This window comes from Ralstonia sp. TCR112 (genome assembly GCF_007997035.1).
Classification (GTDB): Bacteria; Pseudomonadota; Gammaproteobacteria; order Burkholderiales; family Burkholderiaceae; genus Ralstonia; species Ralstonia edaphi.
Window position 1 is genome coordinate 1 of the sequence record NZ_VOSS01000072.1, and the last position, 15794, is coordinate 15794.

The 15794-nt window shown below is 62.5% G+C and carries 10 protein-coding genes, 1 tRNA gene and 1 pseudogene; all 12 read left to right on the forward strand.

The annotated features are described in order from the left end of the window. On the forward strand, positions 1–233 hold a 233-nt coding region (locus FUT88_RS16650; RefSeq protein WP_147216775.1), incomplete at its 5' end, for an elongation factor Tu. Between the two features lie 88 nt (positions 234–321). After that, a tRNA-Trp gene (locus FUT88_RS16655) sits at positions 322–397 on the forward strand. A gap of 59 nt (positions 398–456) precedes the next feature. Continuing rightward, a pseudogene (secE, locus tag FUT88_RS16660) lies at positions 457–836 on the forward strand (preprotein translocase subunit SecE). Between the two features lie 12 nt (positions 837–848). Continuing rightward, a complete protein-coding gene (gene nusG / locus FUT88_RS16665) occupies positions 849–1433 on the forward strand; it encodes a transcription termination/antitermination protein NusG (RefSeq protein WP_004634452.1) in 585 nt (194 codons plus the stop codon). A gap of 175 nt (positions 1434–1608) precedes the next feature. Then, a complete protein-coding gene (gene rplK / locus FUT88_RS16670; RefSeq protein WP_004634453.1) occupies positions 1609–2040 on the forward strand; it encodes a 50S ribosomal protein L11 in 432 nt (143 codons plus the stop codon). A gap of 2 nt (positions 2041–2042) precedes the next feature. Beyond that, on the forward strand, positions 2043–2738 hold the full coding sequence (gene rplA, locus FUT88_RS16675) for a 50S ribosomal protein L1 (protein WP_147216777.1): 696 nt from the start codon (positions 2043–2045) through the stop codon (positions 2736–2738). A gap of 376 nt (positions 2739–3114) precedes the next feature. Continuing rightward, entirely contained in the window at positions 3115–3621 is a 507-nt protein-coding gene (gene rplJ / locus FUT88_RS16680) for a 50S ribosomal protein L10 (protein WP_124383250.1), read from the forward strand. A 63-nt stretch (positions 3622–3684) separates the two neighbouring features. Beyond that, on the forward strand, positions 3685–4059 hold the full coding sequence (gene rplL / locus FUT88_RS16685) for a 50S ribosomal protein L7/L12 (RefSeq protein ID WP_004634456.1): 375 nt from the start codon (positions 3685–3687) through the stop codon (positions 4057–4059). 449 nt (positions 4060–4508) lie between these two features. Beyond that, positions 4509–8615: a DNA-directed RNA polymerase subunit beta gene (gene rpoB / locus FUT88_RS16690; RefSeq protein ID WP_147216779.1), complete on the forward strand. Its 4107-nt coding sequence runs from the start codon at positions 4509–4511 to the stop codon at positions 8613–8615. Between the two features lie 130 nt (positions 8616–8745). Then, positions 8746–12975 carry a DNA-directed RNA polymerase subunit beta' gene (gene rpoC, locus FUT88_RS16695; RefSeq protein ID WP_147216781.1) on the forward strand — a complete coding sequence of 1410 codons (4230 nt, stop codon included), beginning with the start codon at positions 8746–8748 and terminating at the stop codon, positions 12973–12975. 258 nt (positions 12976–13233) lie between these two features. Next, positions 13234–15090: a DUF2138 domain-containing protein gene (locus FUT88_RS16700; RefSeq protein ID WP_147216783.1), complete on the forward strand. Its 1857-nt coding sequence runs from the start codon at positions 13234–13236 to the stop codon at positions 15088–15090. Continuing rightward, a complete protein-coding gene (locus tag FUT88_RS16705; protein WP_147216785.1) occupies positions 15087–15791 on the forward strand; it encodes a DUF1175 domain-containing protein in 705 nt (234 codons plus the stop codon). The genes FUT88_RS16700 and FUT88_RS16705 overlap by 4 nt, the downstream gene beginning before the upstream one ends. Positions 15792–15794 lie beyond the last annotated feature (3 nt).

Genomic DNA, 15794 nt, shown 5'->3' on the forward strand with positions numbered 1-15794 from the left:
GCCGTCACACGCCGTTCTTCAACAACTACCGTCCGCAGTTCTATTTCCGTACGACGGACGTGACTGGCTCGATCGAGCTGCCGGCCGACAAGGAAATGGTCATGCCGGGCGACAACGTGTCGATCACCGTCAAGCTGATCGCCCCGATCGCCATGGAAGAAGGCCTGCGCTTCGCCATCCGTGAAGGCGGCCGTACCGTCGGCGCCGGCGTCGTCGCTAAGATCATCGAGTAAGTGCTGTAACTCTTCCGTGCGGCTGCCAACCGGCCGCACGTGAAGTGCCAGAGTGGGGTTGACCGAATGGCAACCCCAAAGCTGTTTTAGGGGTATAGCTCAACTGGCAGAGCGTCGGTCTCCAAAACCGAAGGTTGGGGGTTCGATTCCCTCTGCCCCTGCCAATTCATCAGCCGCGTCGCGCAGGAAAACGCGCCACGCGGCTTAGTCTCGTTTGGGAAACATGGCCAATCCGAACGTCGAAACCGTCAACACCGCCAGCGGCAAATGGCTGCTGGTCTTGGCGTTCCTGCTGCTGGTTGCTGGGGTGATCGGTTTTTACTTGCTGGCGCAACAGCCAAGCTATGTCCGTGCTGCCTCGTTGATCGGTGGGCTGGTGCTGGGCGCGGGCGTGCGCTGGTGTCCGCACCTGGGCAAGGTTTCATCGAGTTCGCGCGCGAGTCCTATCGCGAAGTTCGCAAGGTGGTGTGGCCGACGCGCAAGGAAGCCGGGCAGATGACCGGTCTGGTGTTCGCGTTCGTCGTGATCATGGCCTTGTTCCTGTGGTCTGCGGACAAGCTCATCGAGTGGGTAATTTTCTCCCTCGTGCTGGGCTGGAAATAATCGGGTGAAGCCATGACGGATAACGTAGCGAACGACACGTCCACGGATTCGTCCGCACCGGCCTCGAAGAAGCGCTGGTATGTCGTGCATGCCTATTCGGGCATGGAAAAAAGCGTGCAACGCGCGCTGCAGGAGCGCATCGAGCGCGAAGGCCTGCAACATCTGTTCGGTCAGATTCTTGTGCCGTCGGAAGAGGTGATGGAGAGCAAGAGCGGTCGCAAGACCGTGACTGAGCGTCGCCTGTTCCCCGGCTACGTCTTTGTCGAAATGGAGATGACTGACGAGACCTGGCACTTGGTGAAGAACACTTCCAAGGTGACTGGTTTCATTGGTGGTACGGGCAATCGTCCGTCGCCGATTTCCAAGAGCGAAGTCGACAAGATCATGGCCCAGATCCAGGAAGGGGTCGAAAAGCCGCGGCCCAAGACGCTGTTCGAAGTGGGCGAAATGGTGCGCGTGAAGGAAGGCCCGTTCACCGACTTCAACGGCAACGTCGAAGAAGTGAACTACGAGAAATCGCGTCTGCGCGTTTCCGTGACGATCTTCGGGCGTGCGACACCGGTTGAACTCGAGTTCGGTCAGGTCGAGAAGGTTTAAGAAATTCGGTGCGGTGGCGCAAGCCACTGCGCCAATCGCTCGGTCCGTTGGACCCGGCGGGCAACGGTGGCAAAGCCACCTGCGCCAACAGAGGAGCGTCGGCCTTGCGCCGGTGCGTTACCACTCAACAGGATTGCCATAGTTGTTGAGCTAGGCAATCCGGATTGGAGTCAAGATGGCCAAGAAAATCATTGGCTTTATCAAGCTGCAAATTCCGGCTGGTAAAGCAAATCCGTCCCCGCCCGTCGGCCCGGCCCTGGGTCAGCGCGGTCTGAACATCATGGAGTTCTGCAAGGCGTTCAACGCGCAGACTCAGGGTATGGAACCGGGCCTGCCGGTGCCGGTGGTGATCACCGCCTTCGCCGACAAGAGCTTCACCTTCGTGATGAAGTCGCCGCCGGCGACCGTGCTCATCAAGAAGGCTGCCGGTATCCAGAAGGGTTCCGCCAAGCCGCATACCGACAAGGTTGGCAAGATCACCCGCGCTCAGGCAGAAGAAATCGCCAAGGCGAAGAACGCTGACCTTACCGCAGCTGATCTGGACGCCGCCGTGCGTACGATCGCCGGTAGCGCCCGTTCGATGGGTATCACGGTGGAGGGCCTGTAATCATGGCAAAGATTTCGAAGCGTGCGGCCGCGAACAAGGCCAAGGTCGAACGTACCAAGTTCTACCCGATCGACGAAGCGCTGAGCCTCGTTAAGGAATGCGCCAGCGCCAAGTTCGATGAGTCCATCGACGTGGCTGTGCAACTGGGCATCGATGCGAAGAAGTCGGACCAAGTCGTTCGTGGTTCGGTGGTGCTGCCCGCCGGTACCGGCAAGTCGGTGCGCGTGGCCGTGTTCGCCCAAGGCGACAAGGCTGAGCAAGCCAAGGCCGCTGGCGCCGAGATCGTCGGCATGGAAGACCTCGCCGAGCAGATCAAGGCCGGCAAGATGGACTTCGACGTCGTGATCGCTTCGCCGGACACGATGCGCGTGGTGGGTACGCTGGGTCAGATCCTGGGTCCGCGTGGCCTGATGCCGAACCCGAAGGTCGGCACCGTGACGCCGGACGTTGCCACGGCCGTGAAGAACGCCAAGGCTGGTCAGGTGCAGTTCCGTGTCGACAAGGCCGGTATCGTCCACGCCACCATCGGCCGCCGCTCGTTCGAGCCGGCAGCGCTGAAGAGCAATCTGGCTGCACTGCTGGACGCATTGACCAAGGCTAAGCCGGCATCGAGCAAGGGCGTGTACCTGCGCAAAGTCGCCGTCTCGTCGACGATGGGTGTTGGCGTGCGTGTTGACCAGGCGACCCTGGCTGCCTGATCGCTCTCGATCATCCGCACCGGGTGGCCCGATAACCATCCTGGTGTTAGCAGTTTTCTCTCGCGTGGTTTCGGCCACGCAAGCCCTTGAAGCTTGAGGGACAAGACTTTGGGCAGTGGCAGACGCTTGTGCAAGCAGGCTGACGCCGCTGGTTATCAAAGACCGTTGGCGGTGTGGGGCTCCTTGGAGCCCACACCTTAATCGCGGGCTACTCCGGAAACGGAGGCGGACTTCAGCCAACGCAGATGGCGCCCCCGAAGGGAATGAGTGACTTTGGTATTGCCGAAGTGATTTGTGCCAATCGGACGCCGTACTTTTGGACTGACCGAGGTGACCGCAGTGACTGCGCAAACCGAAGTCGTTTTGGAGCTTAACCGTGGCACTCAATCTCGAAGATAAGAAGGCCGTCGTGGCCGAGGTAACGGCGCAAGTCGCCAAGGCCTCGACCATCGTCGTCGCCGAATATCGCGGTATCACGGTTGGCGATCTGACCAAGCTGCGCGCGCAAGCGCGCCAGCAAGGCGTCTACTTGCGCGTTCTAAAGAACACGCTGGCACGCCGCGCTGTTGAAGGCACGCCGTTTGCCGAACTCGCCGAGCAACTGACCGGCCCGCTGATCTACGGTATTTCCGAAGATGCAGTGGCCCCGGCCAAGGTGCTGAACGATTTCGCCAAGGGCAATGACAAGCTGGTGCTGCGCGCCGGTTCGTACGATGGCAAGGTTCTCGATGTCAACGCCGTGAAGGCGCTGGCGACGATCCCGAGCCGCGAAGAACTGCTCAGCAAGCTGCTGTTCGTCATGCAGGCGCCGGTGTCGGGCTTTGCCCGCGCCCTGGGTGCCCTGGCTGCCAAGCAAGGCGAAGGCGAGGCTGCAGCGGCCTAATTGGCTGCAGCACCGCGTACAGATCGCACGATCGATACCGAATCACATTCTGGAGTTATTCAAATGGCAATCACCAAAGACGACATCCTGGAAGCCGTTGGCGCGATGTCCGTGATGGAACTGAACGACCTGGTCAAGGCGTTCGAAGAGAAGTTTGGCGTGTCGGCTGCTGCCGTGGCCGTGGCCGGTCCGGCTGCTGCTGGTGGCGCTGCTGCTGCTGAAGAGCAAACCGAATTCACCGTGACGCTGAAGAGCGCCGGCGCGAACAAGGTTGGCGTCATCAAGGCCGTGCGTGAAATCACCGGCCTGGGCCTGAAGGAAGCCAAGGACCTGGTCGATGGCGCCCCGAAGCCCGTGAAGGAAGGCGTCGACAAGAAGACCGCCGACGAGCTGGTGAAGAAGCTGGTGGAAGCCGGCGCGGAAGCCGAAGCCAAGTAAGTGCAGGTCTCGCGTGCCGCACTTGGTACGCGATAGAGGCTGGCAAAGGGAGATTTCCCGGCGCCAGCCTTTTTGCGCTTGTGGGACCGGTTGTAGAGCGATCCCGCAATCACGCTGTAAGTGTTGTTGAAGTCTCTTTGCTGGATTTTCCGGCAGCCGGCCCGGACAAGGCCAGCAGAGGCCAAACATCAGTGGCACACTAGGCAGTTCGCAGTCCGCTGATGTTTGTCTTCTGAACCGACTGCAGAAGGCAAGTTTGGTCGGGTACTCCCCCGTCCGTAGCATGGGCTCCATGGGCCCATGTGCGGATGGCGCGCGCAGTGCCGTCAGCCAGAGGTTGGTAGCGGCCAACCGCCAAATCCCGTCACCAGTCGCTGAACACCTCAAGTGTCAGGCGTGCCTTATCGCCTTAAGTCCGTCGCGCGCACTTGCGATGATTCGGAGATCCCATGGCGTACAGCTTTACCGAGAAAAAGCGTATTCGCAAGAGTTTCGCGAAACGCGCAACGGTTCATCAGGTTCCCTTCCTGCTTGCCACCCAGATTCAATCGTATGCCCAGTTCTTGCAGGAGAACACTCCTGTTGCACAACGCAAGAGCGAAGGTCTGCAAGCGGCGTTCAACGCCATTTTCCCCATCGTGTCGCACAATGGTCTGGCACGCATGGAGTTCGTGTCGTACCACCTGTCCAACCCGCCGTTTGACGTCAAGGAATGTCAGCAGCGTGGTCTGACCTTCCACTCGGCGCTGCGCGCAAAAGTGCGCTTGATCATCAACGACCGCGAGAATCCCACCAAGGTCAAGGAGATCAAGGAGCAGGAAGTCTACATGGGCGAAATTCCGCTCATGACCTCCACCGGTTCGTTCGTGATCAACGGTACGGAACGTGTGATCGTGTCCCAGCTCCACCGTTCGCCGGGCGTGTTCTTCGAACACGACAAGGGCAAGACGCACAGCTCGGGCAAGCTGCTGTTCTCGGCGCGGATCATTCCGTACCGCGGCTCGTGGCTCGACTTTGAATTCGACCCGAAGGACATCCTGTACTTCCGCGTTGACCGCCGCCGCAAGATGCCGGTGACGATCCTGCTGAAGTCGATCGGCCTGACGCCGGAACAGATCCTGGCGCACTTCTTCGTGTTCGACAACTTCACGCTGAAGACCGAAGGCGCACTGATGGAATTCGTGCCCGAGCGTCTGCGCGGTGAAGTCGCTCGCTTCGACATTTCCGACAAGAACGGCAAGGTCGTGGTCGAGAAGGACAAGCGCATCAACGCCAAGCACATCCGCGACCTGGATTCGGCCGGCACCAAGCTGATCAGCGTGCCGGAAGACTACCTGCTGGGCCGCGTGCTGGCGAAGAACATCGTCGATCCGGATACCGGTGAAGTCCTGGCCAACGCCAACGACGAACTGACCGAAGGCGTGCTCGAAAAGCTGCGCGACGCCGGCGTGAAGGAAATCCAGACGCTGTACACGAACGACCTGGATCAAGGTCCGTACATGTCGGCGACGCTGCGCACGGACGACACGGCCGACCAGACCGCCGCGCGTATCGCCATCTACCGCATGATGCGCCCCGGCGAGCCGCCGACCGAAGACGCCGTCGAAGCGCTGTTCCAACGTCTGTTCTACAGCGAAGACTCGTACGATCTGTCGCGCGTTGGCCGCATGAAGGTCAACAGCCGCCTGAATCGCTCGACCGGTACCGGCCCGATGGTGCTGACCGACGAGGACATCCTCGACACGATCAAGCTGCTGGTGAACCTGCGTAACGGCAAGGGCGAAGTGGACGATATCGACCACCTCGGCAACCGTCGTGTGCGTTGCGTCGGCGAACTGGCGGAAAACCAGTTCCGCGCCGGTCTGTCGCGCGTTGAGCGTGCAGTGAAGGAACGTCTGGGCCAGGCCGAGACGGAAAACCTGATGCCGCACGACCTGATCAACTCGAAGCCGATTTCGTCGGCGATTCGCGAGTTCTTCGGTTCGTCGCAGCTGTCGCAGTTCATGGACCAGACCAACCCGCTGTCGGAAGTCACGCACAAGCGTCGTATTTCGGCACTGGGCCCGGGCGGTCTGACGCGCGAGCGTGCGGGCTTCGAAGTCCGTGACGTGCACCCGACCCACTACGGCCGCGTGTGCCCGATCGAAACGCCGGAAGGTCCGAACATTGGTCTGATCAACTCGCTGGCACTGTACGCACAGCTGAACGACTACGGCTTCCTCGAAACGCCGTACCGCAAGGTTGAAAACGGCAAGCTGACCGACCAGGTGGATTACCTGTCGGCCATCGAGGAAGGCAAGTACGTGGTGGCGCAGGCCAACGCGACGCTGGACAAGGACGGCAACCTGATCGACGAACTGGTCTCCGCGCGAGAAGGCAGCGAGCGTGAAACCCGTATGGTCACGCCGGACCGCGTGCAGTACATCGACGTGGCGCCGTCGCAGATCGTCTCGGCTGCAGCCTCGCTGGTGCCGTTCCTCGAGCACGATGATGCAAACCGTGCACTGATGGGCGCAAACATGCAGCGTCAGGCCGTGCCTTGCCTGCGGGCGGACAAGCCGCTCGTGGGTACGGGCGTCGAGCGCACCGTGGCAGTGGACTCGGGTACCGCCGTGCAGGCAACCCGTGGCGGCGTGGTCGACTATGTTGACGCGAACCGCGTGGTGATCCGCGTGAACGACGACGAAGCCGTGGCCGGTGAAGTCGGCGTGGATATCTACAACCTGATCAAGTACACGCGTTCGAACCAGAACACGAACATCAACCAGCGTCCGATGGTCAAGGTGGGCGACATCGTTGCCCGCGGCGACGTGATTGCCGACGGTGCCTCGACCGACATGGGCGAGCTGGCGCTCGGCCAGAACATGCTGGTCGCGTTCATGCCCTGGAACGGCTACAACTTCGAAGATTCGATCCTGATCTCGGAGCGCGTCGTGGCTGAAGACCGCTACACCTCGATCCACATCGAGGAACTGTCGGTCGTTGCCCGCGACACCAAGCTTGGACCGGAAGAAATCACGCGCGACATCTCGAACCTGGCCGAAGCCCAACTGGCTCGCCTGGACGAGTCGGGCATCACGTACATCGGCGCGGAAGTGGAAGCCGGCGACGTGCTGGTCGGCAAGGTCACGCCCAAGGGCGAGACCCAGCTGACGCCGGAAGAAAAGCTGCTGCGTGCGATCTTCGGTGAGAAGGCGTCCGACGTGAAGGACACCTCGCTGCGCGTGCCGTCGGGCATGAGCGGTACCGTGATCGACGTGCAGGTCTTCACGCGTGAAGGCGTGGTGCGTGACAAGCGCGCCCAGTCGATCATCGACGAAGAACTGAAGCGTTACCGCCTGGACCTGAACGACCAGCTGCGTATCGTGGAAGGCGATGCCTTCCAGCGTCTGGAGCGTCTGCTCGTTGGCAAGGTTGCCAACGGCGGCCCGAAGAAGCTGGCCAAGGGCACCGCGCTCACGAAGGAATACCTGGCCGATCTGGACAAGTGGCACTGGTTCGACATCCGCCCGGCAGAAGACGAAGTCGCACTGCAGCTGGAAGCCGTGAAGGTCGCCATCGAGCAGAAGCGCCACGACTTCGACCTCGCGTTCGAAGAGAAGCGCAAGAAGCTCACGCAAGGCGACGAACTGCCGCCGGGCGTGATCAAGATGGTCAAGGTGTACCTGGCCGTGAAGCGTCGCCTGCAGCCTGGCGACAAGATGGCTGGTCGTCACGGTAACAAGGGTGTTGTGTCGAAGATCACCCCGATCGAAGACATGCCCTACATGGCTGACGGCACACCTGCTGACATCGTGCTGAACCCGCTGGGCGTGCCTTCGCGGATGAACGTGGGTCAGATTCTCGAAACCCACCTGGGCTGGGCCGCGCGCGGTCTGGGCGAGCGCATCGGCAATATGCTGAAGGCGCAAGCCAAGGCTGCCGAGATCCGCAAGCTGCTGGAGCAGATCTACAACGAAAGCGGCAAGGTTGAAGATCTGGACAGCCTGTCCGACTCGGAAATCCTGGAGCTGGCCGAGAACCTGAAGAAGGGCGTGCCGTTCGCGACGCCGGTGTTCGATGGTGCGCATGAGGATGAAATCCGCCGCATGCTGGACCTCGCCTATCCGGAAGACATCGCGAAGGAGAAGGGCCTGACCGCTTCCAAGCAGCAGGTCACGCTGTTCGACGGTCGCACTGGTGAAGCCTTCGAGCGTCCGGTCACGCTGGGCGTGATGCACATGCTGAAGCTGCACCACTTGGTCGACGACAAGATGCACGCGCGTTCGACCGGTCCGTACTCGCTGGTGACGCAGCAGCCGCTGGGCGGTAAGGCCCAGTTCGGTGGGCAGCGTTTCGGTGAAATGGAAGTGTGGGCACTCGAAGCGTACGGCGCGTCCTACGTGCTGCAGGAAATGCTGACCGTGAAGTCGGATGACGTGAACGGCCGGACCAAGGTGTACGAGAACATCGTCAAGGGCGAGCACTCGATCGATGCCGGCATGCCGGAATCGTTCAACGTGCTGGTGAAGGAAATCCGCTCGCTGGGTATCGACATCGACCTCGAGCGCAACTAAGCGCCCGTGCGATGGGAGCGCAGCTGTTGTATCGCTGCGCTCCGGTAACAGCAGCAGCCATTGACGAAGATTTAGGGCCGGCGCCTTTGGGTCACACCAAGGCGCCAGCCTCAAACTCAAGGAGTTTGGAATGAAAGCATTGCTCGACCTATTCCGTCAGGTACAGCAAGAAGAGCAGTTTGACGCGATCAAGATCGGCCTCGCGTCGCCTGAGAAAATCCGTTCGTGGTCGTTTGGCGAAGTCAAGAAGCCCGAGACCATCAACTACCGTACGTTCAAGCCCGAGCGTGACGGTCTGTTCTGCGCCAAGATCTTCGGCCCGATCAAGGACTACGAGTGCTTGTGCGGCAAGTACAAGCGCCTGAAGCACCGTGGCGTGATCTGCGAGAAGTGCGGCGTTGAAGTGACGCTGGCCAAGGTGCGCCGTGAGCGCATGGGCCACATTGAACTGGCTGCGCCGACCGCGCACATCTGGTTCCTGAAGTCGCTGCCGTCGCGTCTGGGCATGGTGCTCGACATGACGCTGCGCGACATCGAGCGCGTGCTGTACTTCGAAGCATTCGTCGTGGTTGAGCCGGGCATGACCGCGCTCAAGAAGAGCCAGATCATGTCGGAAGACGACTACCTGGCCAAGTGCGACGAGTACGGCGAAGGCGAATTCGTCGCCATGATGGGCGCCGAAGGCATTCGCGAGCTGCTGCGCGGCATCGACATCGAGAAACAGATAGAGACGATCCGCGCCGAGCTGCAGGCCACGGGCTCGGAAGCCAAGATCAAGAAGTTCGCCAAGCGCCTGAAGGTGCTCGAGGCATTCCAGCGTTCGGGCATCAAGCCGGACTGGATGATCCTCGAAGTGCTGCCGGTGCTGCCCCCCGAGCTGCGTCCGCTGGTGCCGCTGGACGGCGGCCGTTTCGCCACGTCGGACCTGAACGACCTGTATCGCCGCGTGATCAACCGGAACAACCGTCTGAAGCGTCTGCTCGAGCTGAAGGCTCCGGAGATCATCGTGCGCAACGAAAAGCGCATGCTGCAGGAAGCGGTGGACTCGCTGCTGGACAACGGCCGTCGCGGCAAGGCGATGACCGGCGCCAACAAGCGTCCGCTGAAGTCGCTGGCTGAAATGATCAAGGGTAAGGGCGGTCGTTTCCGTCAGAACCTGCTGGGCAAGCGCGTGGACTACTCGGGCCGTTCGGTCATCGTGGTGGGCCCGACGCTGAAGCTGCATCAGTGCGGCCTGCCCAAGCTGATGGCGCTCGAGCTGTTCAAGCCGTTCATCTTCCACAAGCTGGAAACGATGGGCATCGCCACCACGATCAAGGCGGCGAAGAAGGAAGTGGAAAGCCAGACGCCGGTGGTGTGGGACATCTTGGAAGAGGTGATCCGCGAACACCCGGTGATGCTGAACCGTGCCCCGACGCTGCACCGCCTGGGTATCCAGGCGTTCGAGCCGGTGCTGATCGAAGGCAAGGCCATCCAACTGCACCCGCTGGTCTGCGCGGCGTTCAACGCCGACTTCGACGGTGACCAGATGGCTGTTCACGTTCCGCTGTCGCTCGAAGCGCAGATGGAGGCGCGCACGCTGATGCTGGCGTCGAACAACGTGCTGTTCCCGGCCAACGGCGATCCGTCGATCGTGCCGTCGCAAGACGTGGTGCTGGGTCTGTACTACACGACCCGCGACAAGATCAACGGCAAGGGCGAGGGCATGACCTTCGCTGACATCTCCGAAGTGATCCGCGCCTACGAGAACAAGGAAGTCGAACTCGCTTCGCGCGTGAACGTACGGATCACCGAGTATGAGCTGGTGAACCCGGAAGCCGACGGCGACGCCCGTTTTGCACCGAAGATCACGCTGCAATCGACCACGGTCGGCCGCGCGATCCTGTCGGAGATCCTGCCGAAGGGTCTGCCGTTCTCGGTGCTGAACAAGCCGCTGAAGAAGAAGGAAATTTCGCGCCTGATCAACACGGCATTCCGCAAGTGCGGTCTGCGCGAAACCGTGATCTTCGCTGACAAGCTGCTGCAGTCGGGCTTCCGCCTGGCAACGCGCGCCGGTATCTCGATCGCCATCGACGACATGCTGGTGCCGCCGGCCAAGGAGAAGATCATCTCCGAGGCAGCCGCCAAGGTGAAGGAATACGACAAGCAGTACATGTCGGGTCTGGTGACGGACCAGGAGCGTTACAACAACGTCGTGGACATCTGGGGCGCCGCCGGCGACCAGGTGGGCAAGGCGATGATGGAGCAGCTCCAGACCGAAGACGTGGTCGACCGCAACGGCAACACCGTCAAGCAAGAGTCGTTCAACTCCATCTACATGATGGCCGACTCGGGCGCACGGGGTTCCGCAGCGCAGATCCGTCAGCTCGCTGGTATGCGTGGCCTGATGGCCAAGCCGGACGGCTCGATTATCGAGACGCCGATTACCGCGAACTTCCGCGAAGGCCTGAACGTTCTGCAGTACTTCATCTCGACCCACGGTGCACGTAAGGGTCTGGCTGATACGGCACTGAAGACCGCGAACTCGGGTTACCTGACCCGTCGTCTGGTCGACGTGACGCAGGATCTGGTCGTGGTGGAAGACGATTGCGGCACCTCCAACGGCGTGGCCATGAAGGCCCTGGTCGAAGGCGGTGAAGTGATCGAAGCCCTGCGCGACCGTATCCTCGGCCGCGTGGTCGTCAACGACGTGGTGAACCCGGAAACGCAGGAAACCGCGATCGAAGCCGGCACGCTGCTCGACGAAGACATGGTCGACCTGATCGACGCGCTCGGCGTGGACGAAGTGAAGGTCCGCACGCCGCTGTCCTGCGACACGCGTTACGGCCTGTGCGCCAAGTGCTACGGTCGCGACCTCGGCCGCGGTGTGCTGGTGAACTCCGGTGAAGCAGTCGGTGTGATCGCTGCTCAGTCGATCGGTGAGCCGGGCACGCAGCTGACGATGCGTACGTTCCACATCGGTGGTGCGGCATCGCGTGCGGCAGTGGCATCGAGCGTGGAAGCGAAGGCAACCGGTACCGTGCGTTTCACGGCGACCATGCGTTACGTCACCAACGCGAAGGGCGAGCAGATCGTCATCTCGCGTTCGGGCGAAGCGCTGATCACCGACGACCACGGCCGTGAGCGTGAGCGCCACAAGATCGTGTACGGCGCGACGCTGCTGGTGAAGGACGGTCAGTCCATCAAGGCCGGCACGCAGCTCGCCACGTGGGATCCGCTGACGCGTCCGATCATCTCGGAGTACTCGGGCACCATCAAGTTCGAGAACGTCGAAGAAGGCGTGACCGTCGCCAAGCAGATGGACGAAGTGACCGGTCTGTCGACGCTGGTGGTGATCGATGCGAAACGTCGTACCGCTGCCACGAAGGGCATCCGTCCGCAGGTGAAGCTGCTCGACTCGTCGGGCGCCGAAGTGAAGATCCCGGGCACGGACCACTCCGTGACCATCGGCTTCCAGGTGGGCGCGCTGATCACCGTGAAGGACGGTCAGCAAGTGCATGTGGGTGAAGTGCTCGCACGTATCCCGACCGAATCGCAGAAGACGCGTGACATTACCGGTGGTCTACCGCGCGTGGCCGAACTGTTCGAAGCGCGTTCGCCGAAGGACGCCGCCGTGCTGGCGGAAGTCACCGGTACGGTTTCGTTCGGTAAGGACACCAAGGGCAAGCAGCGCCTGGTGATTACGGATCTCGACGGCAACGCCCACGAGTTCCTGATCGCCAAGGAAAAGCAGGTGCTGGTGCACGACGGCCAGGTGGTCAACAAGGGCGAAATGATCGTCGAAGGCCCGGCCGACCCGCACGACATCCTGCGTCTGAAGGGCGTGGAAGAACTGGCGACCTACATCGTCGACGAAGTGCAGGACGTGTACCGTCTGCAAGGCGTGAAGATCAACGACAAGCACATCGAAGTGATTGTTCGTCAGATGCTGCGCCGCGTGCAGATCGTCGATACCGGCGATACCCGCTTCATCCCGGGTGAACAGGTGGAGCGTTCGGACCTGCTCGACGAGAACGACAAGGTGATCGCGCTGGGCAAGCGTCCGGCGACCTACGAAAACCTGTTGCTGGGTATTACGAAGGCATCGTTGTCGACCGACAGCTTCATCTCGGCGGCGTCGTTCCAGGAAACCACGCGCGTGCTGACCGAAGCCGCCATCATGGGCAAGGTCGACGACCTGCGTGGTCTGAAGGAAAACGTCATCGTCGGCCGTCTGATCCCGGCCGGTACCGGCTTGGCTTACCACCGCGCCCGCAAGGCGAAGGAAGTGGCCGACCGCGACCGCGCCGCAGCGATTGCCGAAGAAGAAGCCGCTTCGATCTTCGAAACGCCTGCTGTTCAGCAAGAAGGCGACGCGTAAGCGCTCGCTTGCAACACCATCAAAGCCCGGCCACGTGCCGGGCTTTTTTTTGCCCGCTTTTGTCCAGGCGCTGTGTGCAGACGCCACGCAACACTGGCGCTGCCCGATTCGTATTTTCTTGAGACGTTAACCCGCCTTAACATGCCAACCGCTATGATTTCGCGGTTATAGACCGGCACTTTTTACAATCTGCTCGCCCTTCAGCGGAGCAGGTTCCAGCAAGTCGCCGGCCCCTCCAGTCTTGCCGACGATTCCTCCATGAAGCTCACACGCAAGCAGATCGCCGTTGGTGCGGTCGCCCTGGTCGTTGCCGGCGCGGCGGTGGTGCAGATGGTCTGGCACCCGTTTGGCCGCACACGCGCGCTGCACGCCCGCCAGGTCCAGCTCGACCTGACCTATCCCGACGCCCTCATCGACAGCCAGAGCCTGTCGCAACTGCCGCGCGACGTGCTGCGTGTGCCGCTGCTGCGGGATGTGCTGACCGAAGATTTCGTCGCCTATTACGAAGGCAACGAAGACCGCCTCTCGGTGGCCGGTGCGCTGCGCCGCCTCGCTTATGAGCAGAAGCTCGACCTGGCCGAGACGGTGCTCAAGCACGTCTTCGACGAGCCCGCGCGCGTGATGCTGTGGCGCGGCCCGGACGACAAGCTGCGCTACTGGGTGCTCTCGATGCAGCGCAACGGCCTGGCCAAGGCGCTGGAAGCCGTCGCCACCGTGGCGACGAGCGATACGCAGCTCAGCAAGGTCGCCGATGGGCTGGGCGACTCGGGCGCGCCGGTCTATGCGCTCAGGCTTTCGGCCACGCGCTCAATCCTGATTGCCAGCAAGGGCGACCGGCTGATCGCGCTGTCCGAGCCCGGCATGCTGCTGGACAAGGACGGCAAGCTGATTTCCAAGCAGGCGAGCGCGCTGGCGGCGCTGTTCTCCGACGATGCCGGCAAGCGCAACGTGCAGGGCACGGCGTACGCGCTGCCCGCGCAGGAGCCGACCGGCCATCACGTTGTGGTGAGCGCCAACTATCTGTCGTTCGGTTATCAGCAGTATTTCCCCGGCATTGAAGCGCTGCGTTTCGACTTCGGTACGGCCAAGGACGGCGGGGGCAACGGCTGGCAGAGCGCCGCGCTGATCGACCCGGCCCGCTTGTCGGCCAAGTGGGACAACGCTGGGCTCTGGCGCGCATTGCCGTCTGATCCTGCCGCGTGCGCGACGCTGCCGGTCGACTGGAAGGCCGCCGGCACGCTGCTGAAGTCCGTGGCCGGCGATGCCAAGGAGATCAGCGAAGCCGCCGCGCATGTCGGCGATGCGTTTGCGGGGCCGGCGGCTGCGTGCTGGTACGGCAAGTCGTCGCTGGTGGCGCCGTTGTTCGTGGCGAAGCTGTCGTCGGCGTCGCAGGCCGAGGCGGTCAAGCCGGCGCTCGGTGCGCTGTTCGGCCAGATTGTCGGCTCGTACGAAGCCAAGGCGCAGGCTGACGACAAGTCCGGTCCGTACAAGCGCCTGCCGGTGACGACAAAGCCGGGCCCCGCCAACGCCACGCTGTGGCAGCGCCCGGTCAGCGCGCGCTACGGTACCGCGCAGTCGGCGGGAGCGCCGTTTGCGGCGCAGCTGTCGGCGGATCGCTACTTCCCGGTCACGCTGGCGATTGCGGGCGATGTGGTCGTGTTCTCGCCGGACGCGCGCCTCGTTGAAGACGCCCTGGCGGTGCTCGCCAAGCGCTTCCCCGCCGTGGCCGATAGCCTGCCGAAGGACAAGACCGATCGCATCGTCCTCACGATGACGCCCGCATCGCTCGCGCCGCTGGTTCGCCGCGAAGCCGGTGCCGCGCTGCCCGCCGATCAGGAAGCGGTGTTCCTCAACGCCGCGCAGACGCATCTGTTCCCGAAGCTCAAGGCGTTGTCGCGATACGCGCCCGTGTCGCTGGCGCTGGACGGCGGTGTGCCGTCGGCGCGCGGTTGGGTGCCGGTGACGTGGCTGTCGAGCGGACGCGGTCTGCCTGCCGGTGGTGATGGCACGCCGCCGCCGGCTGACGCAACGGCAGCGCAAGCTCCGGCGGCCGACGCGCCCGCCACAGCGGCTGCGGCGCCCGCCTCCGAAGACAGCACCAGCACACAGCAATGACGTTGCGCGCCCAGGCCGCCGCGTTGAACCGCCGCCGTTGGTTGACGGCGGCGGGCACCTGCCTGCTCGCTCCGTCTGTGCATGCGCTGTCGGGCTGGGCCGACACGGCGCCCGCCGATGCCGATGCCCTTACGGCGGACCAATCCAGCGTGTTTCGCGCGTGGTTCGTTCGCATCGTCAACGAGCAGCTCCGCCAAGGCCCGACGCCGCGCTGGACGCATCGCGACTGCGCCGGCCTCGTGCGCTTTGCCGCCGGCGAGGCGCTGCGCCCCCACGACGCCCGCTGGCTGCGCGCCAACGGCATGCGCGATGCCGAATCCACGCGGCAACTGCCGCCCGAGCTGAATCTCACGCCCGCGCAACGCACGCTCACGCAGCGGTGGGCACGCTTCGATGGCAGCACCGGCGCGTATGTCTCGGCGCTGGGGCTCATCCAGCAGAACAGCCGCTTCATCGCCAAGGACGTCAATCAGGCGCTCCCGGGCGATCTGCTCTTCTTCGATCAAGGCGACGACCAGCATCTGATGATCTGGATGGATCGCTACATCGCTTACCACACCGGTACCGTCACCCGCACCGACAACGGCCTGCGCGCGGTCCCGGTTTCTGAACTGATGCAATGGAAAGACTCGCGCTGGCAGCCGCAGAGCGGCAACCCCAACTTCATCGGCGTGTTTCGTCTGGCCTTTTTGACACGGTAGAAA

What these genes read in the sequence shown, in the direction of transcription:
- nusG (WP_004634452.1), top strand. Translation starts at nt 849, where the DNA reads ATGACGGATAACGTAGCGAACGACACGTCCACGGATTCGTCCGCACCG.
- rplK (WP_004634453.1), top strand. Translation starts at nt 1,609, where the DNA reads ATGGCCAAGAAAATCATTGGCTTTATCAAGCTGCAAATTCCGGCTGGT.
- rplA (WP_147216777.1), top strand. Translation starts at nt 2,043, where the DNA reads ATGGCAAAGATTTCGAAGCGTGCGGCCGCGAACAAGGCCAAGGTCGAA.
- rplL (WP_004634456.1), top strand. Translation starts at nt 3,685, where the DNA reads ATGGCAATCACCAAAGACGACATCCTGGAAGCCGTTGGCGCGATGTCC.
- rpoB (WP_147216779.1), top strand. Translation starts at nt 4,509, where the DNA reads ATGGCGTACAGCTTTACCGAGAAAAAGCGTATTCGCAAGAGTTTCGCG.
- rpoC (WP_147216781.1), top strand. Translation starts at nt 8,746, where the DNA reads ATGAAAGCATTGCTCGACCTATTCCGTCAGGTACAGCAAGAAGAGCAG.
- FUT88_RS16700 (WP_147216783.1), top strand. Translation starts at nt 13,234, where the DNA reads ATGAAGCTCACACGCAAGCAGATCGCCGTTGGTGCGGTCGCCCTGGTC.
- FUT88_RS16705 (WP_147216785.1), top strand. Translation starts at nt 15,087, where the DNA reads ATGACGTTGCGCGCCCAGGCCGCCGCGTTGAACCGCCGCCGTTGGTTG.